Origin of the sequence: Nesterenkonia sp. F (assembly GCF_000220985.1) — a bacterium.
Taxonomy (GTDB): domain Bacteria; phylum Actinomycetota; class Actinomycetes; order Actinomycetales; family Micrococcaceae; genus Nesterenkonia.
In genome coordinates, this window is sequence record NZ_AFRW01000118.1 from 151,841 (window position 1) to 178,217 (window position 26,377).

Annotated in this window: 20 protein-coding genes and 2 pseudogenes; 16 read left to right on the forward strand and 6 right to left on the reverse strand. The window is 71.4% G+C overall.

Annotated features, from left to right (window positions below; genetic code table 11):
* Positions 1-1,332 precede the first annotated feature (1,332 nt).
* Positions 1,333-3,093: a ParB/RepB/Spo0J family partition protein gene (locus GU5_RS15335; RefSeq protein WP_237704716.1), complete on the forward strand. Its 1,761-nt coding sequence runs from the start codon at positions 1,333-1,335 to the stop codon at positions 3,091-3,093.
* 140 nt (positions 3,094-3,233) lie between these two features.
* Here GU5_RS15335 and trxA read toward each other — a convergent pair whose 3' ends face one another.
* The 5 genes from trxA to GU5_RS0110915 all read right to left on the reverse strand — a co-directional run bounded on the left by trxA (position 3,234) and on the right by GU5_RS0110915 (position 9,260).
* Positions 3,234-3,560 carry a thioredoxin gene (gene trxA, locus GU5_RS0110895; protein ID WP_010525606.1) on the reverse strand — a complete coding sequence of 109 codons (327 nt, stop codon included), beginning with the start codon at positions 3,558-3,560 and terminating at the stop codon, positions 3,234-3,236.
* Positions 3,561-3,601: 41 nt separating this feature from the next.
* Positions 3,602-4,594: a thioredoxin-disulfide reductase gene (trxB, locus tag GU5_RS0110900; protein WP_010525607.1), complete on the reverse strand. Its 993-nt coding sequence runs from the start codon at positions 4,592-4,594 to the stop codon at positions 3,602-3,604.
* A gap of 250 nt (positions 4,595-4,844) precedes the next feature.
* Complete coding sequence (locus GU5_RS0110905; protein WP_010525608.1) at positions 4,845-6,728, reverse strand: hypothetical protein; 1,884 nt, start codon at positions 6,726-6,728, stop codon at positions 4,845-4,847.
* A gap of 47 nt (positions 6,729-6,775) precedes the next feature.
* The gene (gene murJ, locus GU5_RS15340) at positions 6,776-8,635 is read right to left on the reverse strand and encodes a murein biosynthesis integral membrane protein MurJ (RefSeq protein ID WP_010525609.1); all 1,860 of its coding nucleotides are present in this window, start codon (positions 8,633-8,635) and stop codon (positions 6,776-6,778) included.
* Positions 8,636-8,714: 79 nt separating this feature from the next.
* On the reverse strand, positions 8,715-9,260 hold the full coding sequence (locus tag GU5_RS0110915; RefSeq protein ID WP_083830498.1) for an NUDIX hydrolase: 546 nt from the start codon (positions 9,258-9,260) through the stop codon (positions 8,715-8,717).
* Between the two features lie 189 nt (positions 9,261-9,449).
* On the opposite strand from GU5_RS0110915, the gene GU5_RS0110920 reads away from it, so the two are divergent.
* The gene (locus tag GU5_RS0110920) at positions 9,450-10,874 is read left to right on the forward strand and encodes a CCA tRNA nucleotidyltransferase (protein ID WP_029514225.1); all 1,425 of its coding nucleotides are present in this window, start codon (positions 9,450-9,452) and stop codon (positions 10,872-10,874) included.
* Between the two features lie 313 nt (positions 10,875-11,187).
* Here GU5_RS0110920 and GU5_RS17925 read toward each other — a convergent pair.
* Positions 11,188-12,369, reverse strand: a pseudogene (locus GU5_RS17925) (glycosyltransferase 87 family protein); the annotation flags it as partial.
* A gap of 31 nt (positions 12,370-12,400) precedes the next feature.
* Here GU5_RS17925 and GU5_RS0110930 point away from each other — a divergent pair.
* The 14 genes and pseudogenes from GU5_RS0110930 (at position 12,401) to rplI (ending at position 25,376) form a co-directional block, all read left to right on the forward strand.
* Positions 12,401-13,486, forward strand: coding sequence for an inositol-3-phosphate synthase (locus GU5_RS0110930; protein WP_010525613.1), 1,086 nt, complete (start codon positions 12,401-12,403; stop codon positions 13,484-13,486).
* 868 nt (positions 13,487-14,354) lie between these two features.
* Positions 14,355-14,804: pseudogene (locus GU5_RS17930) on the forward strand (DUF418 domain-containing protein); the annotation flags it as partial.
* A 49-nt stretch (positions 14,805-14,853) separates the two neighbouring features.
* Positions 14,854-14,964, forward strand: a complete 111-nt coding sequence (locus GU5_RS17935; protein WP_369750474.1) for a hypothetical protein — start codon at positions 14,854-14,856, stop codon at positions 14,962-14,964.
* Positions 14,965-15,079: 115 nt separating this feature from the next.
* Entirely contained in the window at positions 15,080-16,042 is a 963-nt protein-coding gene (locus tag GU5_RS0110940; RefSeq protein WP_010525615.1) for an ABC transporter ATP-binding protein, read from the forward strand.
* Positions 16,042-17,007 (forward strand): ABC transporter permease subunit, encoded by a 966-nt coding sequence (locus tag GU5_RS0110945; protein WP_010525616.1) that lies wholly within the window; start codon positions 16,042-16,044, stop codon positions 17,005-17,007. Before GU5_RS0110940 ends, GU5_RS0110945 begins: the two co-directional genes overlap by 1 nt.
* A 75-nt stretch (positions 17,008-17,082) precedes the next feature.
* Positions 17,083-18,591, forward strand: a complete 1,509-nt coding sequence (locus tag GU5_RS15350) for a sensor histidine kinase (protein WP_139084423.1) — start codon at positions 17,083-17,085, stop codon at positions 18,589-18,591.
* A complete protein-coding gene (locus GU5_RS0110955; protein WP_010525618.1) occupies positions 18,581-19,420 on the forward strand; it encodes a response regulator transcription factor in 840 nt (279 codons plus the stop codon). Before GU5_RS15350 ends, GU5_RS0110955 begins: the two co-directional genes overlap by 11 nt.
* Positions 19,421-19,479: 59 nt before the next feature.
* On the forward strand, positions 19,480-20,076 hold the full coding sequence (locus tag GU5_RS0110960; RefSeq protein WP_010525619.1) for an ATP-binding cassette domain-containing protein: 597 nt from the start codon (positions 19,480-19,482) through the stop codon (positions 20,074-20,076).
* Positions 20,073-21,728, forward strand: coding sequence for a hypothetical protein (locus GU5_RS0110965; RefSeq protein ID WP_010525620.1), 1,656 nt, complete (start codon positions 20,073-20,075; stop codon positions 21,726-21,728). The genes GU5_RS0110960 and GU5_RS0110965 overlap by 4 nt, the downstream gene beginning before the upstream one ends.
* A gap of 100 nt (positions 21,729-21,828) precedes the next feature.
* Entirely contained in the window at positions 21,829-23,211 is a 1,383-nt protein-coding gene (locus GU5_RS0110970; RefSeq protein WP_010525621.1) for a M18 family aminopeptidase, read from the forward strand.
* Positions 23,212-23,614: 403 nt separating this feature from the next.
* The gene (gene rpsF / locus GU5_RS0110975; protein ID WP_010525622.1) at positions 23,615-23,914 is read left to right on the forward strand and encodes a 30S ribosomal protein S6; all 300 of its coding nucleotides are present in this window, start codon (positions 23,615-23,617) and stop codon (positions 23,912-23,914) included.
* A gap of 69 nt (positions 23,915-23,983) precedes the next feature.
* The gene (locus GU5_RS0110980; RefSeq protein ID WP_010525623.1) at positions 23,984-24,547 is read left to right on the forward strand and encodes a single-stranded DNA-binding protein; all 564 of its coding nucleotides are present in this window, start codon (positions 23,984-23,986) and stop codon (positions 24,545-24,547) included.
* A gap of 101 nt (positions 24,548-24,648) precedes the next feature.
* Positions 24,649-24,888, forward strand: a complete 240-nt coding sequence (gene rpsR / locus GU5_RS0110985; RefSeq protein ID WP_010525624.1) for a 30S ribosomal protein S18 — start codon at positions 24,649-24,651, stop codon at positions 24,886-24,888.
* Between the two features lie 35 nt (positions 24,889-24,923).
* Positions 24,924-25,376: a 50S ribosomal protein L9 gene (gene rplI, locus GU5_RS0110990; RefSeq protein WP_010525625.1), complete on the forward strand. Its 453-nt coding sequence runs from the start codon at positions 24,924-24,926 to the stop codon at positions 25,374-25,376.
* Positions 25,377-26,377: the final 1,001 nt, after the last annotated feature.

A 26,377-nucleotide genomic window follows, 5' to 3' on the forward strand; every position in this document is an offset into this window, starting at 1 on the left:
ACACAGGGGTGCTGCGTTGCTCACTCCCGCTCCTCCCTGCAGCGCAGGGTGTGGTGTGGCCCGGATTCTGGGACAGGATTCCGGGGCGCAGATGGTGGATGGTGGCGTTGACGCCGGCCCATTGCCCCTCGCGGCGCGGACCCCGGGACCAGGAGCATCTGTCGTCGACGCTGAGGCGGACCGCTGCGGAGGACTGGAACTTGGGCTGGTCGGGGATGCGCCGGTGGGCCCCGCCGTCCGGACACTTGCCAGGCTGCAGCGTGCGTGGTGTCTATGACCTCGGGACACACGCTCCGGTGATGGAGTCGAAGCCCATAGTGGATCGATGTTTCCCGTGAAACGTCCGCCCCGCAGGAGAACGGGCACGACGGGCGCTTCGAAGCGTCAGGTGCGACGGACCTCGGAGGACTCGATCCGAGACGGAGAAGGGTTGATGGCGGAAGGGGGCCGGGGTCAGCAGCTGCGCTTTGGGGATACGTATACCCTGAGGCGGTGGGACGGGGCAGCCTGTTTCACGGGAAACATGGTGCGATCGACGGCCCAGGTGCCACGTGAGGTGCTGCGCTGGTCCGAGGTGTTGTGAAGGGTCCGTGGCGTCTGGTTGCCCTTCGTCGAACTGCTGATCGTGCTGAGATATCCCCGTGGTGGCGCCGGAGGGACGGCAGTGATCTTCGGCGTGCGCAGTCCCCCGCCGTGTCGGCGCGGTGGTGAGCCGACGGCGGATGGGGGTTCTGAGGGCTGCTGTTCCCGCTGCGCCTGGAGTGTGCAGAGGCAGCCTCGCATGTTCCTCATGAAACACCGGTGGATGGGCGCAGGCCTTGAGGCGGCGCCTCAATCGGGTCCTCGGGGCCGGTTGATGAGCAGCTCAGTGTGCCGTCATCCCGGTGCTTGGAGGTCGAATGCCGTGACGGCGCGAGGGCAGGCGATCGACGTTTCACGTGGAACAGACGAACAACCTCCGTCGCTGTCTGAGCGACGGAGCCTCCCCGCAGAAGTGCTCGGGCGGCACCGAGGACTTCCCACAACCGGCCCTTCATCTGGGACTGACCGGCCGTTGCGGTCCTCCAGCGGGGTGCCGTACTGCCGACCGGCTCTCTCCGGCGGGGATGTGCCTGCGGATGAGGCGGATGGGAGGCCAGGCCGCCGTCGAGGCGAGGTCGAGGGAAGCCACGTTCCACGGGAAACTGTCAGTCATCGCTGGATGAACTCCGGAGTCGTGTTTCCCGTGGAACATCGTGGATGGGAAGTGGGGGCCGTACAGCTTAGGTCTTTAGAATGGAGGAGTTGTCGACCGGGACGGTCGGTCTGGGCTCAGGAAGGTGGAGGGACTCCATGACAGAACGGAAGCGGCGAGGGCTGGGGCGCGGCCTCGGTGCGCTGATCAACAGCGACGGCCAGGAGACTGAGGCGTCCGGCGCGACGGCGCATGCTGTCGCGGAGCCGGAGGGCTCGGAGGATGTTTCCCGTGAAACTCCGGTCGATGGTGCAGGATCTCCTGAGGTTGGCTCCGACGAGGGCACGTCGGAAGCCCCATCATCGGATGCGTCCGGAGGCCAGACCGTCGCAGCGAAGGTTTCGACGGGTGGGGAATCCGCTCACATGACTGAGGACGACGAAGCGTCGGCACCCGATGAGCAGCCGGACCCGGAAGACCAGCTGGAGTCGGGGGCGCAGGCCGCGCGAGAAGAGTCGGACTCCCCCGCCGACGAGTCGAGCGACGGCGTCGTGGTGCCGGAACGTCCGATCGATGTCTTCTTCTCCGCGAAGTCGCATCTGGACACGCAGCGCGTTTCACGTGGAACGACCGGATCCACCACACGCACCACGAGCAGTCGCCGCGGCCGGGGAAACGGCCGGGTGGAGATGCCGGACGTTCTGGGCGATCGTGCACGCAGGAGCCCCCATTCCGCGGTGAGCACGGGATCCGCTCCCTCTGCCGCGTCGGCGGAGGACGTCGCGTCGAACGTCTACTCGGCCGACGCGACCGATGCGGCGGAGGCTCCGTCGTCTGCCCAGACGACGACGTCGCCCGCTGAGGGCACGGGCGGCGAATCTCCGACGAAGGATGCGCCCAGCACCTCGGCCACGTCACAGAAGTTCTCTGCGCCGAAGCGGAGCACGAAGAGCTCGACCACCGAGGGCGCCTCGACGACCGGCTCAGGACCGGCCGATTCCGCGTCTGCGGAGGCGAACGGTGTTTCGCCGGACGCTGAGGCACCTCCCGCTGTTGCGGATACCGATGGCGTTTCACGTGGAACGGCTGATGCGGTCGACGGCGCAGAGTTCCGATCGGTGTCCGTCGAAGCCATCGTGCCGAACCCCCGGCAGCCCCGGCAGGAGTTCGACGAGGAGGACATGGCCGAGCTGGTGCACTCCGTGCGCGAGATCGGGGTTCTGCAGCCGATCGTCGTCCGGCGGATCGCCGAGGATCAGTACGAGCTGGTGATGGGCGAGCGCCGGTGGCGCGCCTCGAAGGCGGCGGAGCGGTCGGAGATCCCTGCGATCATTCGGGCGACGGATGACATCGACCTGCTCCGCGATGCGCTGCTGGAGAATATCCACCGCTCCGAGCTCAATCCGTTGGAGGAGGCCGCGGCCTACCGGCAGCTGCTGGACGATTTCCAGTGCACCCAGGACGAGCTCGCCACGCGCATCGGGCGCTCCCGGCCGCAGATCAGCAACACCCTGCGTCTGATGAAGCTGCCGCCGGGGGTCCAACGTCGCGTGGCGGCCGGAGTCCTGTCCTCTGGCCATGCTCGGGCGCTGCTGGGTCTCTCCACGCAGGGGCAGATGGAGGAGCTCGCCGCACGCATCGTGGCGGAGGGACTCTCCGTCCGTGCGACGGAGGAAGCCGTGACGATGATGCAGCAGCCGCAGGATGAGGCTGACGTTTCACGTGAAACGGCCGATCGGCTCCCATCGAACACCCGATATCAACAGTTGGACGAGTACGCTGACGCGCTCACCGACCGACTCGACACTCAGGTGAAGATCACCCTCGGCGCGCGCAAGGGACGCATCGCGATCGACTTCGGCTCCATCGAGGATCTGCACCGTCTGATGGAGATGATCGGACAGTCGCAGAACAGCTGATCCGTCCTCGGGGTCGGTCGAACAGCCTCTGGGGAGGGGAGCAGCCCGAACGCATGAAGGCCCCGGGTCCGCCGTCGCGGATCCGGGGCCTTCGTCGTGTTCAGCGCTGGTGTTCCACGTGGAACACCAGGACGTGGGAGTCAGCCGAGGAAGTCGGCGAACTCCTGCTCGAGCGCCTGCTTCGGCTTGGCGCCGATCGAGGAGATGACGTGCTCGCCATCCTTGAATCCGTAGACGGCAGGGATGGAGGTGATGCCGAACTTGGCGGCGGTGCCGGGGTTCTCGTCGACGTTGAGCTTCACCACCTCGATGGACTCCGGGTTCTCGGTCGCCAGTTCCTCGAGGATCGGGGTGAGCATGCGGCACGGGCCGCACCACTCGGCCCAGAAGTCGACGATGACCGGCTTGTCAGCCTGGAGGACGTCCTGGTCGAAGCTTTCGTCGGTGACACTCTTGAGGTCTGCCATGGTGTCTGTCCTTTCGTGCGGTACGTGAGCGGGGGAGGAGTTCAGGCCGTCGGGGCGACGAGGTGGGCGGCGTCGGCCTCAGCGGAGTCTGCCGCGGAAGCGAGCCAGTGCTCGACGTCGATGGCGGCGACGCAGCCGGAGCCGGCCGCGGTGACCGCCTGGCGGTAGGTCGGGTCGAGGACGTCGCCCGCGGCGAAGACACCGGGCAGCGAGGTCCTCGACGACCGCCCCTCGACCTGGACGGTGCCGTCTGCGGTCAGGTCGAGCTGGTCAGCGAAGAGCTCGACTCGCGGGTCATGACCGATAGCCACGAAGAGTCCTGTCACATCCAGCGTCGACTCCTCGCCGGTGACAGTGTCTTTCAACGCGAGGGAGCTGACTTTGCCCTCGCCGCGGACCTCGGTCACCTCGGAGTTCCAGACGAAGTCGATCCGTTCGTTCGCCATGGCCCGGTCGACCATGATCTGCGAGGCGCGCAGGCTGTCCCGGCGGTGGACGACGGTGACCTTGGAGGCGAACTTGGTCAGGAAGAGGGCTTCCTCCATCGCAGAGTCGCCGCCGCCGACGACGGCGATGTTCTGCTCGCGGAAGAAGAAGCCGTCGCAGGTGGCGCACCAGGAGACTCCGTGGCCGGAGAGCTCCTTCTCTCCGGGAACTCCCAGCTCCCGGTAGGCCGAGCCGGTGGAGAGGATGACCGCCCGGGCCCGCACGACCTCGCCGGTTCCCAGGGTGATCTCCTTGATCGGCGCGTCCAGGCGCAGCGCCGTGGCGTCCTCGCGCCGGACGTCGGCGCCGAAGCGGGTGGCCTGCTCCTCCATCTTCATCATGAGGTCCGGGCCCATCACACCGTCGGGGAAGCCGGGGTAGTTCTCCACGTCGGTGGTGTTCATGAGCTCTCCGCCCGTGGTCACCGAGCCGGCCAGCATCACCGGCTGCAGGTTCGCGCGGGCGGTGTAGGTCGCGGCGGTGAAGCCGGCCGGGCCGGAGCCCACGATCACCACGTCATGCACCTGGTCGGGGATCTGTTCAGTCACGAGGTCGCGTCCTTCGAGGTCGAGGAGGAATGGACGGACGGCCGCTGTCGGAGCCGTCAGTGGTGAAACTATACGAGGCCGGAGGGTATTCCGTCCCCGATGACGCCGTGAGCGCCTCATGACCGGACGCCTCCGGACCTGTCCGACGACCTGAGCGGCTCGCGACCGTCTGAGGAGGGGGCAGGGTGCCGGCCGGGCGGGTCGAGGCCTGTGCGCGGCGCACAGGCGGTCCTCGGTGTCGGGGCGGAGGTCAGCGGCCTTCGACCGCGATCTCGCCGACGGTCAGCGAGTACGGCAGGTCCGCGTTGCCGGGGCTGGTCTGCAGGGGCAGCGCCGTGGTGCGGATGATGACGTACTGCCCCTCGGCGGGCTCCTCGAGCTCGACCGTGGTGTCGTTCCAGTTCCAGGTGCCGGTGCCCACGCTCGTCGCCCCCTCGCCGGAGGCGGAGTCGCCGACGAGCACCTCGAAAGAGCCGCCCTCGGTGTCGGTCTGCTGCGAGAGCGTCACCGCGGTGACCTCCGCGCTCTCCTCGAGCTCCACCACCAGGTCCAGCTGGGAGGCGAAGCCGCCGAACTCGGCGGAGCCGTAGTTGAAGGTGGTCCAGGTGCTGGACGGATCGTCGTCGATCAGGTTCGGCAGCTGTCCGTCGGTCTCGGCGTTCAGACCCGGGCTGTCCGGCACCTCGCGGGTGACGCCGCTGAGTGCCAGCGGCTCGGCCTCAGCGGGTTCGCTGGGCGAGGGGGAGTCCGACGGCGACTCCGCCGCGGACTCGGAGGACTGCTCCGACGGCGACACATCGCCGGATCCCTCCGTCGTCTCCTCGGCGGAGGAGTCCGCCCCGGCCTGGCTGTCGGGCGCCTCGGCGCCGCGCAGCTGCAGGAAGGCCGCGACGGCGCCGACCAGCACGAGGGCGGCCAGGGCGGCCAGCGCCACCCAGCGTCCGGCCCCGCCGGAGCGCTCGGAGTCCTCGGACGGCTCAGGTTCTTCGGCGTCCCCATCGGCTCCGGCCGATCCGCCGGCTGCCGCGGCGACGCCCGGGAAGCCGGCCGCGGCAGGCTCGTCGCGTGCGTCGTCGTCGCGGCCGATCGGTCTGATGAGACCGGTGAAGCTGGGGCGGTCCTGCTCGACCTGCGCGGCCGCGGGCACCGACTGCACATCAGCCGGCGGAGTCGTCGGCGGAGCAGCCGGCGGATCGTCGATGACCTCCTCGTCCCTGGCTTGCCGCTCCAGTGCGTCGAGGTCCGCGTCCGCGGCGTCGGGTGCGGAGCTCGCCGCGGCGGCCGCCGAGACGTCGCCGGCGGCGCCGTCGTCGGCGTCGTCACCCACGAAGGCTGCCGAATCGGTCGAGAGTCCGGCATCGGGGGTCGCGGGGCTCTCCTCCTCCGGGCCCCCGGGCGTCGCGGTCCCGGCGGTGAAGGCCTCGTCGGTGTCCGCCTCGGCGCGGGAGTCGACCACCTCGAGGTCGTCCAGCGCGCCGCCGGAGGAGCCGGCCAGGGCTCCCGCCGCCGCGGAGGCGGCCTCGGAGGTCTGCGCCCCGGCATGGTCCGGCGCCTCGGCGACGAGTCGGTCAGCGTCCCTGTCAGTTCTCAAGCGACGGTTGATGCTGTCGGAGACGCGGGAGAGGAAGGCCGGACGGCCGCGGCGGAAGCGTGTGCCGGCGTCCTCGGGCTCTTCCCCGGTCTCGCCGTCGGACTCGGCGAGGTGGTCCTGCAGCTCGGCGTAGTACTCCTCGTCGTCGGCGTAGGTCTCCGGCTCCATCACCCGGGACTGGCCGAAGAGCTCCTGGCCCAGCGAATCGGTGAAGAACGGCTCCACGAACGGCGCGGCGTCGGGGACGACCAGGTCGAGCAGCTCGTTGGGGTGGGTCAGCGTGGAGATCAGATAGGTGCGGTCCGCCGACAGGCCGAGGTCGAGCACCTGCACCTCGGACGTCCGGTCGCCGGTGGCCAGCTCGCGCGCCGAGGTCGCGACCTGCTTCGCATTGGCCGTCGAGGCGAGCAGCACGCTCACCTCGCGATTGAGCACCTGGTCGACGGCCTGGAAGACGATGTCCTGATCCGCAGAGGTCACCACATGATGGGTGATGCGATAGCGTCCGCCCACCACATCGCCGACGCCGAACGGCTGGGTCACGGGTCCTCCTGAGAATAGCCGGTCGATCTGCTCCCTGCCCGGCCACCTTACCGGACCGGCGGCGCCAACCTCCTCAGTGCGGGGAGGCGCCGGGAGAGCGTCTCGACGAGGTCGCCGAACTCCGGCACGCGCAGCGCCCGCAGCAGCACCAGGAACGCCGCGGCCATCGTCGCACCCACCGCCGCGCAGGTGATCACCGCGGTGCCGATGGACTGCCAGGCGAAGCCGAGATCGGCACCGGTGCGGTAGCCGCCGAGCAGCCAGAGCACCGCGACGCCGACGACGCCGGCGCCCGCCGCGGCCCAGCCGGCCCGGGCGTAGGAGGCCGCCACCGAGCCGACGTCGAAGGAGCCCCAGCGACGGACGACGCGCACATGGCAGATCACATACTGGACCACGTGCAGCGCGGAGAACATCCCCACCACGATGAACGGCAGCGCGGTGTTCGGCAGCACGGCGGCCAGGCTGTGCGAGATGGTCAGTCCGAGGCCGACGATGATCGTCTGCACCAGCATCGGGGTGCGCGCGTCCTCGGCGGAGTAGAAGACGCGCATCAGGTAGAAGTTCGCCGAGCGGAAGGGCATGCCCAGCGCCAGCAGCACCAGCAGCTGGGCGATCGCCGCGCCGGAGAGCACCGAGGCGCTCGAGGAGCCGCCGAAGAGCCGGCCCAGCGGACCGGCGAGCACCAGGATGGCGATCATGCAGAACATCACCGGCAGTGCGAACATCCGCAGCCCGCGGTTGATGATGTCGCGGACCTCGCCCAGCCGGCCGAGGTCCATCGAGCGGGCCAGCTGGTTGAACAGCACCGTGGCCATCGAGAGCACGAAGACCGAGTGCGGCAGCACGGCGATGAGCTGGGCGGCGTTGGCGGCGTACTCGCCGGGGATCGACGGATCCCCGCCGGCGTCCTGTCGGCTCGCCGTCGCTCCGGAGATCAGCCGCATGTAGAGCAGGTTGCCGATGTTGGAGATCAGCATGGTCACCAGCGTCCAGGCCGCGATCTGTCCGGTGGCGCGCAGCCCCAGGCCCCGCCAGCCGAAGCGCGGCCGCAGCGGGATCCCCAGCGTGCGCAGCGGCCACAGCAGGATCAGCGCCTGGGCGATGATGCCGATCGTGTGGCCCGCGCCCAGCCAGACGGTCTGCGCGGTGGTCCACTCGGCCAGCTGATCGCCGCCGGCGGCGTAGGCGCTGAACACCGCGATGTAGGAGCCGATCACCGTGATGGCGATGAGGTTGTTCAGCACCGGCGCCCACATGTACCAGCCGAACTTGGCATTGGCGTTGAGGACCTGGCCGATCACCGCGTAGAGGCCGTAGAAGAAGACCTGCGGCAGCGTCCAGACGGCGAAGGAGGTGCCCAGCGCGAGCATCGGCTCGGACCAGTCCTTGGTCAGCGCGGTCATCAGCGGATAGGCCAGCGCGGTGATCAGCAGCGTGGCCGCGGCCAGCACGATCGTCGCCAGGGTGAGCAGCCGCGAGGTGTAGTCGGCGCCGCCGTCGGAGCGTTTCGCCGCCTTGATCAGCTGCGGGACCAGCACGACGTTGAACATGCCGCCGGCCAGCAGCATGTAGATGACGTTCGGGACGGTGTTGGCCTTCTCGAAGACGTCGGCCACCAGGGCGGTGCCGCCCAGGGCGACTGCCAGCAGCATGGTGCGCACGAAGCCCAGCAGCCGCGAGATCAGCGTCCCGGAGGCCATCAGGGCACTGGCCCGGGCCATGCCGCCGGCGGGGACGTGGGAGTCCTCGACGGCGGGCGTCTCGCCGGTGGTCTCGACGGCGGCCTCGGCCGGGGCGCCCGCGTGCTGCGCGGAGGGCGCGGCGGGGGATTCTGCGGTGCGGGACGCGCCGGAATCGTCTCCGGAGGAGTTCCGGGCTGCGTCGCGGGGGGAAGTCGGCTGCATCGGCTGTGACTATAGCGCCTCCGCCGGTGCGACGGCTCGACGGGGCGCGCGACGGCGGACCCGGTGACCCGCCCGACGGTCAGAGCGTGTCGTCGATGACCTGCCGGGCGGCGGTGACGATGCGGCGCTCGTTCGGGAAGGACAGCCGGCGCTCGAGGTCGTCCAGGGCGACCCAGGCGACGTCGACGGCCTCATGGTCCGGATCGTTCTCCGTGGTCAGCTCCCCGCCGACGGCCTCCAGCAGGAAGTGGTGGACTGTCTTGTGCACCCGGTGCGTCGGCACGGTGAACCAGTACTCGATGCTGCCCAGCGTGGTGAGCACGCTGCCGGAGATGCCGGTCTCCTCCTCGACTTCGCGCACGGCCGCGGACGCGTGGTCCTCGGGTCCCTCCGGGTGGCCCTTGGGCAGGCACCATTCGAGCCGGCCGCCGCGGTTGTAGCGGGCGATGATCGCGACCTCGAAGCCGGAGACGGCCGGGCGGATCACCACGCCGCCGGCGCTGACCTCCTCGACGGTCGGCAGGCCTCCGGCGTGCCGACCGGGCCGGTCCGCCGACGCGCGTCGCGCGCCCACTGACGCAGTCAGCGGGGTGCAGCGTTCGCCGCCGGCTCCGGTTCCTGTCATGAACACCACTCTAGCGCTCGCAGGTCGTGGACCCGCGCCGGCGTCGCCGGGGTCCGCCCCGACCGGCGCGCTGGTGGGCGACCCGCCGACGTCGCGGCGTCGACGGGAGCGTCGGGGCCGGCGGCGGAGGGGGGTTCCGGAGGGGGTTCGGGAGGGGTGCGGAGAGGCTGTGCGAAACTGTCTGACGTCATGCCTTATCTTCCCGCTGGATTCCCCGACGGCGCCTGGGTGCCGGACGTCGTCATCGCGCTCGGAGAACAGTTCACCGCCCACGGCCACGAACTCTCGCTGGTCGGCGGGCCGGTCCGCGACCTCTTTCTGGGGCGCAGCTCGCCGGACCTGGACTTCACCACCGACGCCGACCCGGATCAGATCATCGCCGCGGTCTCCGGCTTCGCCGACGCCCACTGGGACATCGGCCGCGACTTCGGCACCATCGGGATCCGCAAGGGCGACGACATCCTCGAGGTCACCACCTACCGCGCCGAGGCCTACGACCCGGAGTCCCGCAAGCCGCAGGTGAGCTTCGGCTCGCGGCTGGAGGACGACCTCGTGCGCCGCGACTTCACCGTCAATGCGATGGCGCTGCGGCTGCCGAGCCTCACCCTGGTCGACCCGCACGGCGGGGTGAAGGACCTGGTGGCGAAGCATCTGCGCACCCCGGGCGCGCCGGAGGACTCCTTCTCCGACGACCCGCTGCGGATGATGCGCGCCGCGCGCTTCGCCGCCCAGCTGGGCCTCGACGTCGCCGTCGAGGTCCGCGCGGCGATGAGCGCGATGGCCGACCGGCTGGAGATCGTCTCCGCCGAGCGTGTCCGCGAGGAGCTGGTCAAGCTGATCACCGGGGCGCACCCGCGGCAGGGCGTGGACCTGATGGTAGAGACCGGCCTGGCCGACGTCGTCCTCCCCGAGATCCCGGCGCTGCGGCTGGCCGACGACGAGCACCACCGGCACAAGGACGTCTACCAGCACTCGCTGCAGGTGCTCGAGCAGGCGGCGGACCTGGAGACCGACGCCGACGGCCCGGTGCCCGGCCCCGACTTCGTCCTGCGCTTCGCGGCGCTGATGCACGACGTCGGCAAGCCGCGGACCCGGCGCTTCGAGCCCGGTGGAGCGGTGAGCTTCCGCCACCACGACGTCGTCGGGGCGAAGATGACGCGCAGGCGCATGCAGGCGCTGCGCTTCGACAAGGACTCCATCAAGGCGGTCAGCCGGCTGGTGGAGCTGCACATGCGCTTCTACGGCTACGGTGACGCCGGCTGGAGCGACTCGGCGGTGCGGCGCTACGTCACCGACGCCGGGGACCAGCTCGAGCGGCTGCACCGGCTGACCCGCTCGGACGTGACCACCCGCAACCGGAAGAAGGCCGCGCGGCTCGACCGGGCCTACGACGACCTCGAGCAGCGCATCGCCGAGCTCGCCGAACAGGAGGAGCTGGCCAGGATCCGCCCGCATCTCGACGGCGAGCAGATCATGGAGATCCTCGGGATCTCCCCGGGCCCGGACGTGGGGAAGGCGTACCGCTTCCTGCTGGAGCACCGGATGGACCACGGCCCGATCCCCGAGGACGAGGCCGAGCAGCTGCTGCGTCAGTGGTGGGCCGAGCAGGAGTGAGCGGCGGCGCCGGGTCCCGACCCGTCCGCACCACATCCTGCTCCGGGCGCATCATGTCGCGGACGACGACGGCCATGATCCACACCGTCGCGGCCACATGACCCAGCACTGCGGCGACGTAGACGACGTCGTCCATGGTGTGCCGGGTCTCGAAGTCGGAGGTGTTCGCGGCCAGGTGCATCCAGATGGCCCAGAAGTGCGCCACCTCCAATGCCTGCCAGATGATCGCGTCCCGCCAGCGCGGGGCGGCCAGCGCGATCAGCGGCACCAGCCAGATCATGAACTGCGGCGAGTAGACCTTGCTGACCAGCAGGAAGGCCGCGACGATCAGCAGCATCAGCTGGGCGGCGCGCGGGGTGCGCGGGGCGACGAGGCCGAGCACCAGCACACCGGCGCAGGCGGCGACGAACAGCCCCAGGGCCGCCAGGCTGACCAGCTCGGCCGAGGGCCCGGAACCGCCGTTCGCCTCGGCGATGAGCTGCCAGACGTACCAGGGCGAGGAGTAGCCGACGCCGCGCTCGGCGGAGAAGACGAAGAACTCGCTCCAGTTCTCCCAGCTGATCAGCATCGCCGGGATGTTCAGCCCCAGCCAGACCACCGCCGTCGCCGCCAGCGTGCGGCCGAAGCGGCGCAGCCCCATCCCGTCGGGCCGCAGCGCCAGCACCAGCAGCGCACCCAGCAGGAACAGCGGGAAGAGTTTGAAGGAGACGCCGACGGCGATGAGCGCCCCGGCGGCCAGTTCGCGGCCGCGCAGGTGACAGAGCAGCGCCAGGACCATCGCCGTCGTCGCCCAGAGATCCCAGTTGATCCCGGCGCCGAGGATGATCGCCGGCGAGGTCGCCACGATGGCGGCATCCCAGCGTCGTCGGCCGGCGGCGGCCATCACCGCCAGCACCAGCACGATCCACGCCGCCGCGAGTCCCAGGAAGGTGACGTCCCAGTAGAGCAGCGAGCCGCGCTCGCCCCACCAGTCGAGCATCGGGGCCGCGGCCCCGACGACGCCGTCGACCCCGGAGGTGATCACCGCCGCCAGCGAGGCGACCAGCCCGGTGAGCACCGGGTACTCGAAGGAGCCGCCGTCGAGGAACGGGCTCCAGGCCTCGGCGTCGAACCCGCGGTGGGTGTAGAGCGCGGCGACGTCGGAGTAGCAGCCGGCCAGGTAGACCGCGTCCCCTCCCCAGCCGTGGGCGCGGCAGTGCTGCATGGACAGCACCGAGAGCAGGATGCTGACCAGCGTCATCGCCACCAGGATCCGCGGCACCGTCCAGAAGCGGCCGCGGCCCGGGTCGCCCAGCCGTCGGCCGGCGGGCCCGCCGAGGCGGTCGGAGAGATGCCTGATCAGCGGGTCGGAGCGGGTGGGGGCGTCCATCGCTTCCACGATATGCGCTGCGCGGCCGGGAGTCGGGCAGGCCCGGCGGGCGATCTGTGCCGGGTGCGACGGCCGCTCTGACCTGCGGGGCCGGGGAATAGAATCGCCTCCGGCGGTGTCGGACATCACGTCCCCATCGACGAACCGAGGAGTGCCTGTGTCCCCCAGCCCCGTCCGTGTCGCCGTCGCCGGCGTCGGCAACTGCGCCTCGTCCCTGATCCAGGGCGTGGAGAATTACCGCGAGGCCCGCACCGACGACGACGTCCCCGGCCTGATGCACGTGCAGTTCGGCGAGCACCACATCTCCGACGTGCAGTTCGTCGCCGCCTTCGACGTCGACGAGGAGAAGGTCGGCCTGGACCTCTCCGAGGCGATCCACGCCTCGCAGAACAACACCATGAAGCTCGCCGACGTCCCGCACGCCGGGGTCACCGTCCAGCGCGGGCCGACGCTCGACGGGCTGGGTCGCTACTACCGCGAGACCATCGACGAGTCCTCCGCCGAGCCGGTCGACGTCGCCGCCGCGCTGCGTGCCGCCGCCGTCGACGTGCTGGTCATCTACCTGCCGGTGGGATCGCAGGAGGCGACCGAGCACTATGTGCAGGCCGCCCTCGACGCCGGCGTCGCGGTGGTCAACGCGCTGCCGGTGTTCATCGCCAGCACCGAGGAATGGGCGCAGAAGTTCGTCGAGGCCGGGCTGCCGATCGTCGGCGACGACATCAAGTCGCAGATCGGGGCGACGATCACCCACCGCGAGCTGGCCGCGCTCTTCGAGTCCCGCGGGGTGACGCTGGATCGGACGCATCAGCTCAACGTCGGCGGCAACATGGACTTCAAGAACATGCTCGAGCGCGAGCGGCTGGAGTCGAAGAAGACCTCCAAGACGCAGGCGGTCACCTCCAACACCTCCGCCGAGCTCGGCGCGGGCGACGTGCACATCGGTCCCTCGGACCACGTGCAGTGGCTCGACGACCGCAAGTGGGCCTACGTCCGCCTGGAGGGGCGCACCTTCGGCGACGCCCCGGTGGCGCTGGAGTACAAGCTCGAGGTCTGGGACTCGCCGAACTCCGCCGGGGTGATCATCGATGCCGTCCGCGCGGCGAAGATCGGCCTGGATCGCGGCCTCGCCGGGCCGCTGACCTCTGCGTCGAGCTACTTCATGAAGTCCCCGCCGGAGCAGCTGCACGACACCGTCGCCCGGGAGAAGGTCGAGGCCTTCATCCGGGGTGAGATCGAGCGCTGAGCCTGGAGTTGCCGCGGGAGGTGCTGGTGGGGGCGCTTCCCGCCCCCTGCCCCTCCTCCTGCTCATCGAGTGGCGGCTCCCAGCGACATCTCGGCCCACGACACGGCGTGTCGGCGGGGAGATGCCGCTGGGAGCCGCCACTCGACGCGGGGGCCGGACGGGACCCTCGCGTCGCCTCTACGCTGGGGCCATGAGCCCGGCCCCGCAGCCTCCCCCCTCGGCCGAGTCCCGGCCGCGCCGCCTGCCCGCCGTCGACGCGCTGCGGGCGCTGGCCCTGCTCGGGATCCTCGCGGTCAACATCTGGTTCTTCGCCGATCCGGTCCGGCTGGTCGGCGGGGAGCCGACGACGGCGGCGCCGACCGTCGCCGACCAGCTGGTCGCGCTGGTCGTCACCGTGGTCTTCGAGGCGAAGTCCTATGTGCTCTTCTCCTTCCTCTTCGGGCTCTCCTTCGTCCACCAACAGGCCGCCGCCTGGCGCGCGGGCACCTCGGAGAGCGGACGGACGCTGCGCCGGATGCTGGTGCTGGCCGTGCTCGGCGTGCTCCACGGGATCCTGCTCTTCGCCGGCGACATCCTGCTGGCCTACGCGATCCTCGGGGTGCTGCTGCTGGCGCTGCGCGGACTGCGCACGCGCACCGCGCTGGTGCTCGCCGTCGTCGTCGCCGCCGGCTTCTCTCTGGTGATCCTCGGCATCGGGGCGCTCGCGGCGCTGCTCTCCGGCACGCCGGGATTCGCCGAGGCGCTGCCGGAGACGCCCGACGCCGCGGCCGCCGTCGCCGCCTACACCGGACCGCTGCCCGAGTACCTGGCCTTCCAGCTCGCCCGGTGGGCCGCGCTCGCGCCGTCGATCCTCTTCGGTCAGGGGATCATGGCCTTCGCCGCCTTCCTCGTCGGCCTCGCCGCGGCCCGCGCGCAGGTGCTCGAGCGCATCCTCGACCGCTCGGCCGCACGCCCGATCCCGACCGGTCTGCTGGTCGCGATCCTGCTGCCGAGTCTGCTGGTCGGCCTGGCGCTGTCGACGACGGCGGCTGTGCTGCGCCACGGCCTCCCCGGCGCGCCGACGACGCCTCAGCCGGCCGAGAGTCTGCTGGCCTCCGGGCTGAGCCTGGTCGCCGGACCGATCCAGGCGACCGGTGCGACGATCCTCGTCCTGATGGTGCTGCGCAGTCGTCCAGGAGCCCGGCTCACCGCCGCGCTGGCCCCGGCCGGGCGGATGACGCTGACGAACTACCTGGGTCAGTCGCTGGTGCTCGCGCTGCTCTTCTCCGGACTCGGCCTCGGGCTGGCCGGCGAGGTCTCCGGCGTCGTCGTCGGATCGCTGATCGTGCTGATCGTGGGGCGTCCAGCTGCTGGTCTCGGCGCTGTGGATGCGCAGCTTCCGCACCGGCCCGCTGGAGATCCCGCTGCGTGCGATCACCTATGCCGATCTCCGGACCGGCGAGCGGTCCGACGGGGGAACGTCTCCTCCTCAGGGATGAGCCTCGGCGTGCGGGGCGACGTCGAGGCGGAGGAGAAGATCACCCCCCGGGGTGAAGCCGGGCACCTCCGTGCGGTCATAGCGTGGGTCTCGAGATCACACGGGAAGGGAGATCCATGATCACCGCAGAATCCCTGACGAAGACCTACGGGAGCACCACCGCGGTCGACGACGTCAGCTTCACCGCCGAGCCGGGGCGCGTCACCGGGTTCCTGGGGCCCAACGGCGCCGGGAAGTCCACCACGATGCGCATGGCCATGGGACTGGACCGCCCCACCCACGGGTCGATCACCGTCAACGGCCGCCGACTGGCCGAGCACCGGGCCCCGCTGCGCGAGGTCGGCGCGGTCCTCGACGCCGGTGCGACCCACCCGGGCCGCACCGGTCGGCAGCATCTGCGGGTGCTGGCCGCCACCCACGGGATCAGCCGGCGACGCGTCGACGACGTCATCGATCTGACCGGCATGGAGTCGGCGGCGACCAAACGGATCGCCGGCTACTCGCTGGGCATGAACCAGCGACTGGGCATCGCCGCCGCGCTGCTGGGCGACCCGGCCACGCTGATCTTCGACGAGCCGGTCAACGGCCTCGACCCGGAGGGCGTGCGCTGGGTCCGGCAGATGGTCCGTCAGCTCGCCGCCGAGGGGCGGACCGTCTTCATCTCGTCGCATCTGATGGCCGAGATGGCCCAGACCGCCGACCACCTGGTGGTGCTCGGCCGCGGCAGAGTGCTGGCCGACATGCCCATCCAGGACCTCATCGACGCCTCGGGCGAGGCGCGGGTGCTGGTGCGCTCGCAGGACGCCTCGACGCTGATGAACGCGCTGTCGGCCCAGGACGTCACGCTCGTCGCCCGCGACGCCGAGACCTTCGAGGTCACCGGCCTCGACGCCCGGACCGTCGGCCGTCGGGCCCAGGAGGTCGGCGCGGTGCTGCACGAGCTCACCCCGCTGCAGTCCTCGCTGGAGGACTCCTACATGAAGCTCACCGACCACGCGGTCCAGTACCGCAGCGGGGCGGCGACGGCCGACGTCGCCTCGACCGGCCCCTCGGCCGCCGCCCCGGAAGGAGTGCGCTGATGACCCCGCAGACCGCCGACGATCGGCTGAACACCAGTTCCATGGACTCTCCCGGCACCGGTCCAGGACCGGTCGCGGCGACCGGCTCGCCGGCGGCGTCGGCGACGTCGTCCGTCGAGGGCCGGCTGAGCTTCGCCCGCGCGCTGCGCGCCGAGCTGATGAAGATCCGCGTGCTGCGCTCCAGCTGGTGGCTCTCGGCCATCGCGCTGGTGCTCGTGGTCGGCTTCACCGGGCTGACCCTGCTGTCCTTCAACGCCATGCGTTCCATGCAGGAGCAGGGCATGCCGGACGGGGCTCAGATGCCCGAGCAGAGCGACGCTGATCTGATGCGTCAGCTGCTCACCAACGGCACCGGGGGACTGGCCTTCGCCGGGATCCTGCTGGGCTGCGTGGGCATCATCGCGATCTCCTCGGAGTTCGGCACCGGCTCGATCCGCTCCTCGGCGAACGCTGTCCCCCGTCGCGGACTCTTCGCGGCCGCGAAGCTGACCGCGGTGGCCATCACCGCCGCCGTCGTCGGCGCGGTGCTGATCATCGCCTCGACGGCCATCATCCTGGCCTTCGCCGCCGGCGAGGGACTGCTCGGCGCCGCCGACTCCGGCGAGGTCTGGCAGTCGGCGCTGACGAACTGGCTGTCGATGATCATCGTGACCCTGCTGGCCTGCGGGCTGGGGCTGCTGCTGCGCAGCACCGCCGGGGCGATCGTCACGCTGACGATGTTCCTCTTCGTGGTGCAGATCGCGCTGGGCATCCTCTCCGGCATGACGCAGAACGCCGAGTTCGTGGAGTTCCTGGCCACCTGGGAGTTCGGGAACCTGCTCTCCAGCCTCACCCAGCTGCGCGAGCCCACCGGTGAGGCCTACGACCTCTCGGTGAGCACCGGGACCGCGATCGTGGGGCTGCTGGCCTGGCTGGCCGCGGTGATCGTCCCGGCGACGGTGCTCTTCCAGAAGAGGGACGTGTGAGCCGGTCCGCGACGTCGGCGGCGGAGGCCGGCAGCGGGCTGATCGCCGCCGCCGTCGCCCAGTAGGCTCATGACCATGGAGTCCGTGTCCACAGTCCGCGGCGGCGCAGCCCAGGAGGGCCCGGTCGCCGGCCCGGTCGCCGGCCCGGCCGCCGATCCGGCCGCCGGGAGGCAGCCGCCGGGCTGGGACCAGCTGGCCATGGTGCGGCAGCGCGGCGTGCGCGGCTGGTTCCGCCGCCACCCGCGGGTGATGAACCTGACCGTCAGCGGCATCTATCTGCTGCTGGCCGCCTGGACGCTGCCGATCGCCTTCCTCGACATCGGCGCCGAGGCCCGGGGCGTGGCCGTGGCCTGCGGCGCCATCGTGCTGCTGCTGCTCGCCCGGCACCGGTGGCCGCTGGTGATCACCGTGCTGGTCACCGTCGCCGAGGCGTTCAGCCTCTGGCTCTATCCCTGGCAGGGCGCCCAGATGGTGGGCACCTGCTTGGCCCTCTACTGCGTCGGTCTGCATCGGGGGCTGCGCACGGCGGTGATCACCGCGGTGCTGGCGATCGGTCTGGGGTACACGCCGATGCTGCGCTTCGACGCCTGGCAGCGGCAACATCCCGACGCCGACTTCTGGCATGAGATCTTCCAGGCCTATTCGAGTCCGCAGGAGGCGGTGCTGCCGTCGATCGTGATGATGCTGCTGGCGGGCGCCCTCTCCGGAGGCATCGGCGCCTCGGTGCGCCGCGGGCGCGAGCATCAGCGCGAGATCCTGGAGTGGGCGCGCCGTGCCGGCGACCTGGCCCAGCTGGGCGAGCGCAACCGGATCGCCCGGGAGATGCACGACGTCGTCGCGCACTCGCTGTCGGTGATGATCTCGCTGGCCGACGGCGCGCGGGTCGTCTCCCGCCGCGATCCCGACCGGGCCGAGGAGGTCCTCGGCGAGCTCTCCTCGACCGGGAGGACTGCACTGGCCGACATGCGCCGGGTCATCGGCGTGCTCCGACAGGGCGAGGATGTGGAGAGCGCCCGGCGTCCGGCGCAGGAGTCGCTGGACGAGCTCTTCGAGGGCTTCCGTCGGGTGGGACTGCCGCTGACGGTGACCATCTCCGGCCCGCCGCTGCCCGAGGACGCGGCCTTCGAGCTGACCGTCCACCGGATCATGCAGGAGGCGCTGACCAATGTGCTGCGCTACGGTCGGCGGGTCACCGACGTGCAGGTCAGCATCGAGCACGAGCCCGGGCCCGACGCCGACGAGCGGGCCCGGCATGAGGAGCAGGGGCTCTCCGTCGAGGACCAGCAGGCCCTGGGGCTCTGCCCCGACGGACAGGTGGTGCTCACCATCGCCGACGACGGTCTGCCGCCCGAGCAGGGGACGCCGCGCGAGTCGGTGGGCTCGGGACAGGGCATCCGCGGCATGGGGGAGCGGGCCGGCTTCTACCGGGGATCCGTCTACGCCGGGCCGCGGGCCGGCCGCGGCTGGGTGGTCCGAGCGGTGCTGGAGCCCCCGCGGCGGCCGGAGAGCGGCGCCCGGGGCGGAGCGACGACGGACGAGGGGACTGATGAGGGGAACGACGAGGGGGATCACGATGGACGATGAGACGCAGGACGGGGCGCGCGGCGCCGAGAGGTCGAGCGCCGAGGGCCCGGTGCGCGTGATGCTGGTCGACGATCAGCACCTGCTGCGCATGGGGTTCCGGCTGATCCTGGAGGGCGAGGACGACGTCGAGGTGGTCGGCGAGTCCGCCGACGGCGTCGAGGCGCTGGAGGCGCTGCGCGCGCAGGGCCCGGAGACCCGGCCGCATGTGGTGCTGATGGACGTGCGGATGCCGCGCATGGACGGCATCGAGGCGACCCGCCGGATCGTCGAGGAGATGCCCGAGGTGCGGGTGATCATCCTGACCACCTTCGACGTCGACGAGTATGCCTTCTCCGGGCTGCAGGCCGGGGCCAGCGCCTTCCTGCTCAAGGACGTCGCGCCGGAGGATCTGGTCAGCGCCGTGCGCGTGGTCTCGGAGGGAGACGCCGTCGTCGCCCCGCGGATCACCCAGCGGCTGCTGGAGACCTATGTGCGCTCGCCGGAGGAGCGCGGCGAGGCTCCTGCGGCCGGCTCCCGGGTCGAGGCGACGCCGCCGGCCGCCGTCGCGGAGCCCGCCGACGAGGCGGGCGATGCCGGGCAGCCGCGGCCCGACGGCGCGCGGATCGCCGCGGCCCTGGACGACGGCGTGGTGCGCGAGCCGCTGACCCAGCGCGAGGCCGAGGTGCTCTTCGCCGTCGCCGAGGGGCTGTCCAATGCCGAGATCGCCGCCCGGCTCTTCCTCTCCGAGGCGACGGTGAAGACCCATGTGCGGCGCATCCTGACCAAGCTGCAGCTCCGCGACCGCGTGCAGGCGGTGGTCTACGCGTACCAGACGGGGCTGGTGCGGTGAGCGGGGAGGCCGGAGGTGCCGACCCCGCGGGCCCGGCGGTGGTCTGTCGCGGATCGTCCGTGGAGATCGCCGGGACGGCGCTGCTGGATCCGGTCGATCTCGAGGTGCCGCGCGGCACACTGTGGTCGGTCCGCGGCCCCAACGGCTCGGGGAAGTCCACGCTGCTGCGTCTGCTGGCCGGCCGCGCAGTCGACGGCGCGGACCGCTGCCGGGTGCTGGGTCGTCGGCCCGACGACGCCGAGCCGGCCTTCCGGGCGGCAGTGGCCTCCTTCGTGGACGCCCCGCCGATCGCCCGGGACCTGACGATCCTCGAACAGGTCGCCGTCGTCGACGCGTCCTGGCACGGCGACGGCGACGCCGCCGTCGACCGGGCGTCGCGGCTGCTGGAGCGATTGACCCTCGGAGAGCTGCAGACCCGCTTCCCGCACGAGCTCTCGGCCGGACAGCTGCAGCTCACGGGGCTGGCCCTGGTGCTGGCGCGCCCGGCTGAGCTGCTGCTGCTCGACGAGCCGGAGCGGCATCTGGATCCCGACCGGGCGGAGGTCGTCGCCGGCCTCGTCGACGAGCGCGTCGCGCAGGGCACGACGGCGCTCGTCGCGGCCCACGACCCGCGGATGGTCGCCTCCGCGGTCGGCGAGGTGCGACTGGACCGATGACGATCCACCACGGGGACCGCCGCATCACCTCCGACGACGCCCCCTCGCCGAAACAGCGGGTCCAGGCGGTGACACGACTCCTCGCCGGCCGTCGGTCGGCGCCGCAGGCCTCCGACCGCGCCTTCCTCGTCTACCAGGTGGTGCTGCTGGTGCTGGTGTTCGTCGGCCCGTTGGTCGGGATGAGCCTCTCCGGCGTCGAGGCCCCGCAGCTGACCGGACTCCGGACGCTCGCCGAGGACCGCGTCGTCGTGCATGCGGCCGCGGCGACGGCGCTCGTCGCCGCGCTCTGGCTCGGCATGCTCCGCGGGCCGGCCCTCATGCCGGTCTTCGTGATGCGCGTGCTGCTGGCCACCGACATCCCGCGGCGGGCGCATCTCATCGCCCGAGCCCGGCGCACGGTCGCCGTCGTCTGGCTGGGCATCGGGGCGGCGCTCGCCGGCATCGAGCTGCTGTTGGTGCACCCCGGCGGCGGGGACCCGGGCGCGACGGCGATTCGCGTCGTCGCGCTGCTGGGAATCACCGGCTGTCTGATGCTCGCCTGGACGCTGGGCCAGGTGCTGGGGTCGATCGCCCGCCAGCTGGTCACCGGTCTCCTGGGCGCGGCGGCGCTGGTCGCGCTCGCGGTGCCGGCGGCCGACTGGGTCTCCCCGGCCGGGTGGTTCTCCCGGGCGCTGACCGGTCCGGTCGAGTTCGGCGGCCTGCCGGCGGCGGGCCTGCTGGTCGCCGTCGTCATGTTCCTGCCGACGCTGGCGTCGCGACTGGAGCGGCTGCCCGCCGAGGTGCTGGTCGGCCAGGCCTCCCGGGTCTCGGCGGCGATGCTGTTCAGCAGCATCGGTCAGCTCGGCGACGTCGCGGAGCTGTGGGGTCCGGCTCCGCGCGGATTCCGCGGAGGGTGCCGGCGGGGGCCGGGGCGCCGGACGCGCCTCGGCGTCGTGGAGCTGCTGCGTCGCCCGGGGCCGCTGGTCTGGGGCGCGGCGGCGGTCGTCCTCGGCACGGCGGTGCTGATGGTCCTGCAGTCGGACGGACTCGACCTGCCGTGGAGTGCGACGGTGGCGCTGGCCGGCGTCGTCGCGGCGCTTCTGGTCCAGGCGGTGGGACCGTTCAGCCGGTCCTGGCGGCGGCTCGGCGACCAGCTGGAGGGCCCGGCCCTGTTCGGCACCTCGCCGCGTCGACGGCTGCTGGCCGGTTCGTCGCCGCCGGTGCTGATCACCGGTCTCTGCGCCGTCCTCGGCGGGATCGGCGGGGCCGCAGTCGCGGTGGGTCTTCCCGGAGCGGCCGGCGCGGGGCTCGGGCCTGCGGTCGTCGACGTCGGCGCTGTGCTGCTCGCGGTGCTGGGCGGACGGCTGGTGCTCGCGCTCAAGGGTGAGATGCCGCTGGCGCTGACCGTCCCCGTGCCCACGCCCGCGGGGGACCTCTCGGGTCTGGCCATGGTGGCCTGGCATCTCGACGGGCATCTCCTCGCCGTGACGGTCTGCGGCTGGGTGCTGCTCGCCGATCCCGGCCCGCTCGCCGCACTCGGCGTGGGCGCGGCGACGGCGGCCGGCTGCCTGCTGCTGGCCTGGTCCAGGCGCGGGCTCGGCGTCGCCGAGCTGCTCTCCCCGCGCCCTCGGTCGCCCAGGGCGCATCGAGCGGCCATTCGTGACGAGGAATGACCCGAGTCCGGGGCTGTGTCGCCCGAAACTCTCGTCATCGGCGGCCGCTCGATGCCGAGGTCCGCTGAGCGCTCCGCCGGCCCCGGCATAGGATGAGGCCATGCCTGAGAACAGCTCCACGACCCCGTCTGTGCCCGGCTCCGATGCGCTCAGCCCCGACGCGCTGGTCGACGACCTCGGCGCCTTCGTCGCCGCCGCGCCGTCGTCGTACCACGCCGCCGCCGAGGTCGCGCGCCGGCTGACCGCGGCCGGCTTCACCCAGCTCGGCGAGCACCAGGACTGGCCCACGGCGCCGGGGCGCTATCTGGTGGTCCGCGACGGCGCGGTCATCGCCTGGATGGTGCCGGAGGCGGCGACGCCGACCACCCCGCTCCGCATCCTCGGCGCGCACACCGATTCGCCCGGCTTCAAGCTCAAACCCAAGTCCACTGTGATCTCGCACGGGTGGGTGCAGGCCGGCACCGAGGTCTACGGCGGGCCGCTGCTGAACTCCTGGCTGGACCGCGAGCTGGTGCTGGCCGGACGGCTGGTGACTCGAGACGGCGCCGCCCACCTGGCCGCCACGGGGCCCGTCGCCCGCATCCCGCAGCTGGCCATCCACCTGGATCGGCAGGTCAACGACGGACTCACCCTGGACAAGCAGGCGCACACCGGCCCTGTGCTCTCGGTGGCCGCCGACGCCGAGGCGGCCGCCTCCGCGGACGTGCTGGGCGTGGTGGCGGAGTCCGCCGGCGTCGATCCCGGTCAGGTGGACGGCTACGACGTCGTCGTCGCCGACGCCCAGGCTCCGGCCCGCTTCGGCGCCGGACGCGACGGCCGCGGCGAGTTCCTGGCCTCCGGCCGGCTGGACAACCTCTCCTCGGTGCACGCCGGGGTGGTCGCGCTCGAGCAGGCGGCCGCAGCGGCCGAGCGCGGTGAGCAGGGCCCGGGTGGGCAGTCCGCGACGATCCCGATGCTGGCGGCCTTCGACCATGAGGAGCTGGGCTCGGCCTCGCGCTCGGGCGCGGCGGGTCCGTTCCTGGAGGAGGTCCTCGCCCGCATCCAGGAAGGTCTGGGGGCGACGGCCGGCCAGCGCGCGCAGGCGCTCGCGGCCTCCTGGCACCTCTCCTCCGACGCGGGCCACGCCGTGCACCCGAACTACCCGGGCCATCACGATCCGGCGAACCGGCCGTTGCCCAACGGCGGGCCGCTGCTGAAGATCAACGCGAATCAGCGCTACACCACCGACGCCCCGGGGGCGGCGATGTGGGCGCAGGTCTGCCGCGCCGCCGGCGTGCCGACCCAGGAGTTCGTCTCGCACAATGCGATCCCCTGCGGCTCGACGATCGGGCCGATCACCGCCACGCGGCTGGGGATCCGGACGGTCGACGTCGGGATGCCGCTGCTGAGCATGCATTCGGCCCGCGAGATGTGCGGCGTCGACGACGTCGCCCACCTGCGGGACGCCGTCGCGGCGTTCTTCACCGCCGAGCTGACCGTCTGAGGGGTCGGTCGGGCTCGCGCCTGCTCCCGGGATCCCCGAGTCTTCGCAGGACCCCCGTGCTCTATCACGATGATCCTGCGAAAACACAGGGATCGCCGGCGCGACGGCGGGCCGGGCTCCGGGTCCCGAGGCGCGCGCCGGACAGTGCGGACGGCCCGGCGGAGTCCCGCCCGTCCCGGTGCGCTCCTGCACAGGGGTTCCGCCGCCGACGGCGCCCGGTTAGTGTCGAAGGCGCAGACCCGGTAGCATGGTGCAGGTTGTCTGCCGGCCGATGCCGCCTGCCCTCGGGCAGGTGCGGCGACGGCGCGGAACCTCCGCGCCGCGGCGGCGACAGCGCACGCAGAGAGAACCTCCTGTTACGGAAGGCCCGTGACCGCAAGACCGAAGGAGGTGGGTTCACACAATGCGTCACTATGAACTGATGGTGCTCGTCGACCCCGAGGTGGATGAGCGCACCGTGGAGCCGACCCTGGGCAAGTACATGGAGATCGTCAAGCGCGACGGCGGCTCCGTGGCGGAGATCGACGTCTGGGGACGTCGTCGCCTGGCCTACGAGATCAAGAAGAACAACGAGGCCGTCTACGCCGTCGTCGACTTCCACGCGACCCCGGACTCGGCTGCCGAGCTCGACCGTCTGCTGCGCCTGAACGAGACGATCATGCGCACCAAGATCATCCGTCCCGAGGACCAGCGCATCGCCTGATCCTCTGCACGGAGCGGCTCCTCCGCGAGCCGATCCACCTGTCAGGCACCCCCTTCTTAGGAGCTGAACATGGCCGGCGAGACCATCATCACCGTTGTCGGTAACCTGACGGCGGACCCGGAGCTGCGCTTCACCCCCTCGGGTGCGGCCGTCTCGAACTTCACCATCGCTTCCACGCCGCGGTTCTTCGACCGCCAGGCCAACGAGTGGAAGGACGGCGAGACGCTGTTCATGCGCTGCTCCCTGTGGCGGGAGGCGGCGGAGAACGCCGCCGAGTCGCTCACCAAGGGCACCCGCGTGGTCGCCCAGGGCCGCCTCAAGGCCCGGTCGTTCGACACCAAGGAGGGCGAGCGTCGCACCGCCTGGGAGCTCGACGTCGACGAGATCGGCCCCTCGCTGCGCTTCGCCACGGCGAGCGTCACGCGCCAGGGCCGCGGCGGCGGAGGAGGCTTCAACGGCGGAGGGCAGTCCGGCGGAGGCTTCGGCGGCGGAGCACCCGCCGGCGGCGGCTTCGGCGGCGCCCCGCAGCAGGCCTCCGGCGGCTTCGGCGGCGGCGCCTCCGACCCGTGGGGCGGTCAGCCCTCCGGCGGCGGAGGCTGGGACACGCCTGACAGCAACGAGCCCCCCTTCTGATCCGGCGTAAGACCGGAGCGGAGGGCCCACGGCTCATCCACACCACATCCACCATCCCGCAGGATCACCTGCGGGCTCCGATCCAGTGAAGGAGCACCACGATGGCAAAGGCTGACGTCAAGAAGCCGAAGCCCAAGGCGAACCCGCTGAAGGCTGCAGACATCACGGTCATCGACTACAAGGACACCGCCCTGCTGCGGAAGTTCATTTCCGACCGAGGCAAGATCCGCGCGCGTCGCGTCACCGGCGTGACCGTCCAGGAGCAGCGCAAGATCGCCCAGGCGATCAAGAATGCTCGTGAGATGGCCCTGCTGCCGTACTCCGGCGCAGGCCGCGGCTGATCCTCAGACTGTCTGGGAAGGAAAGGAACACAGATATGGCAAAGCTCATCCTGACTCAGGAAGTCACCGGTCTGGGTGCCGCGGGCGACGTCGTCGACGTCAAGGACGGCTACGCGCGCAACTACCTGCTGCCGCAGGGCTACGCGATGGCGTGGACCAAGGGCGGCGAGAAGGACGTCGAGCGGCTCCGTGCCGCTCGTCGCGCCCGGGAGATCGAGACCGTGGAGGAGGCCCGCGCCGCGGCTGAGAAGCTGCAGTCGGCTCAGGTCACCATTCCGGTGAAGGTCGGCGAGAACGGCCGCCTGTTCGGCACCGTCGGCCCGGCCCACGTGGCTCAGGCCGTCGAGGCCGCCGGCCTCGGCTCGATCGACAAGCGCACTGTCGAGATCCCGCAGCGGATCAAGGCCCTCGGCGAGTACACCGCCACGGTCAAGCTGCACGCGGACGTCACCGCCTCGCTCGACCTGCAGGTCGTCGCCGAGAAGTGATGCGAGGGGCCCGCCGGCGACGCCGGTGAGTGCCCTGCCCGCCCACACGCTTCGGGCCCCGGAAGGATCCGTCCTTCCGGGGCCCGAGCCGTGTCCGGCCGGGATGTGCCCCGGCCGGGGTGATCGGCGGGATCGGATCGCCGGGCGTCCGGCAGAATCACGACGTCGCCCGTCGAGCCCGGTGCCCGTCGGCCGGGGCCGCGCGGCCGTCCCTGGGCGGACGGCGCCGTGATTCCCTTCCCATCGCCGGGCGCTCGGCGATCCGATGTTGTGTTTCGCCCGATCCCTGCGCGCCGCGATGATCGTCGGGCCGGCACGGAGCCGGTCCCACGGATCGTCATGCTGCGGCCCGCGGCGTGCGCGAGACCTCGTCGGCCTCGCCGCCGTCACTCGCATGATGGCGTGTCTGCCGCCGTCGACTGCCGGCCGGTCGGGCTGGCCTGCGACCGGGCTCGGAGGGCCGGCGGTCACCGGTCCGGCGACTGCCGCACTCCCGAGACCGAGCCGGTCAGTGCCGCCGGTCGGCAGGTGGGCGGATGCGCGCCGAAGAGGTCAGCCAATACCCGCCCTGCGAGTGGGGGATGTCAGACACCATATGGCGCGTCCGTGAGCCTGGCAACAGGTCGTCGAGGAGATCTTGTGGAGAACATGTGAAGTGTGCGGCGTGTCTTGTGCACGGCCCTGGGGACGCACTGTGGACAGTCATCCACATTCTCCTCAGAAGTGCTTCTGACCTGGGGCGATGTAGCGACACGCCTGTGAATTCAGAAATTCTTCCCGTGGATGGAGCCGTGGAGGACAGTCCTTGCCGGGCCGTCCGCAGAGGGTGTATAGGCCCCCTGAGGCCCTCAATCTCCACATGTTCTCCACATCGTCGGACGCCGGAGGAGTGACGTGGGTCATAACGTTCCAGGTCAGCGGGCGCACGGTGGACCCCGCTGACGGAGTCGGGGTGGAATAGGCCCCGGAGGCGGGGCGTTGAGACACCTCAGATGATTCAA

Coding starts and splice junctions, on each gene's coding strand:
- rpsF (WP_010525622.1), top strand. CDS start 23,615: ATGCGTCACTATGAACTGATGGTGCTCGTCGACCCCGAGGTGGATGAG.
- GU5_RS0110970 (WP_010525621.1), top strand. CDS start 21,829: ATGCCTGAGAACAGCTCCACGACCCCGTCTGTGCCCGGCTCCGATGCG.
- GU5_RS0110965 (WP_010525620.1), top strand. CDS start 20,073: ATGACGATCCACCACGGGGACCGCCGCATCACCTCCGACGACGCCCCC.
- murJ (WP_010525609.1), bottom strand. CDS start 8,635: ATGCAGCCGACTTCCCCCCGCGACGCAGCCCGGAACTCCTCCGGAGAC.
- GU5_RS0110915 (WP_083830498.1), bottom strand. CDS start 9,260: ATGACAGGAACCGGAGCCGGCGGCGAACGCTGCACCCCGCTGACTGCG.
- rpsR (WP_010525624.1), top strand. CDS start 24,649: ATGGCAAAGGCTGACGTCAAGAAGCCGAAGCCCAAGGCGAACCCGCTG.
- GU5_RS15335 (WP_237704716.1), top strand. CDS start 1,333: ATGACAGAACGGAAGCGGCGAGGGCTGGGGCGCGGCCTCGGTGCGCTG.
- GU5_RS0110940 (WP_010525615.1), top strand. CDS start 15,080: ATGATCACCGCAGAATCCCTGACGAAGACCTACGGGAGCACCACCGCG.
- GU5_RS0110945 (WP_010525616.1), top strand. CDS start 16,042: ATGACCCCGCAGACCGCCGACGATCGGCTGAACACCAGTTCCATGGAC.
- GU5_RS0110980 (WP_010525623.1), top strand. CDS start 23,984: ATGGCCGGCGAGACCATCATCACCGTTGTCGGTAACCTGACGGCGGAC.
- GU5_RS0110920 (WP_029514225.1), top strand. CDS start 9,450: ATGCCTTATCTTCCCGCTGGATTCCCCGACGGCGCCTGGGTGCCGGAC.
- GU5_RS17935 (WP_369750474.1), top strand. CDS start 14,854: ATGCGCAGCTTCCGCACCGGCCCGCTGGAGATCCCGCTGCGTGCGATC.
- GU5_RS15350 (WP_139084423.1), top strand. CDS start 17,083: ATGGAGTCCGTGTCCACAGTCCGCGGCGGCGCAGCCCAGGAGGGCCCG.
- rplI (WP_010525625.1), top strand. CDS start 24,924: ATGGCAAAGCTCATCCTGACTCAGGAAGTCACCGGTCTGGGTGCCGCG.
- trxA (WP_010525606.1), bottom strand. CDS start 3,560: ATGGCAGACCTCAAGAGTGTCACCGACGAAAGCTTCGACCAGGACGTC.
- GU5_RS0110955 (WP_010525618.1), top strand. CDS start 18,581: ATGGACGATGAGACGCAGGACGGGGCGCGCGGCGCCGAGAGGTCGAGC.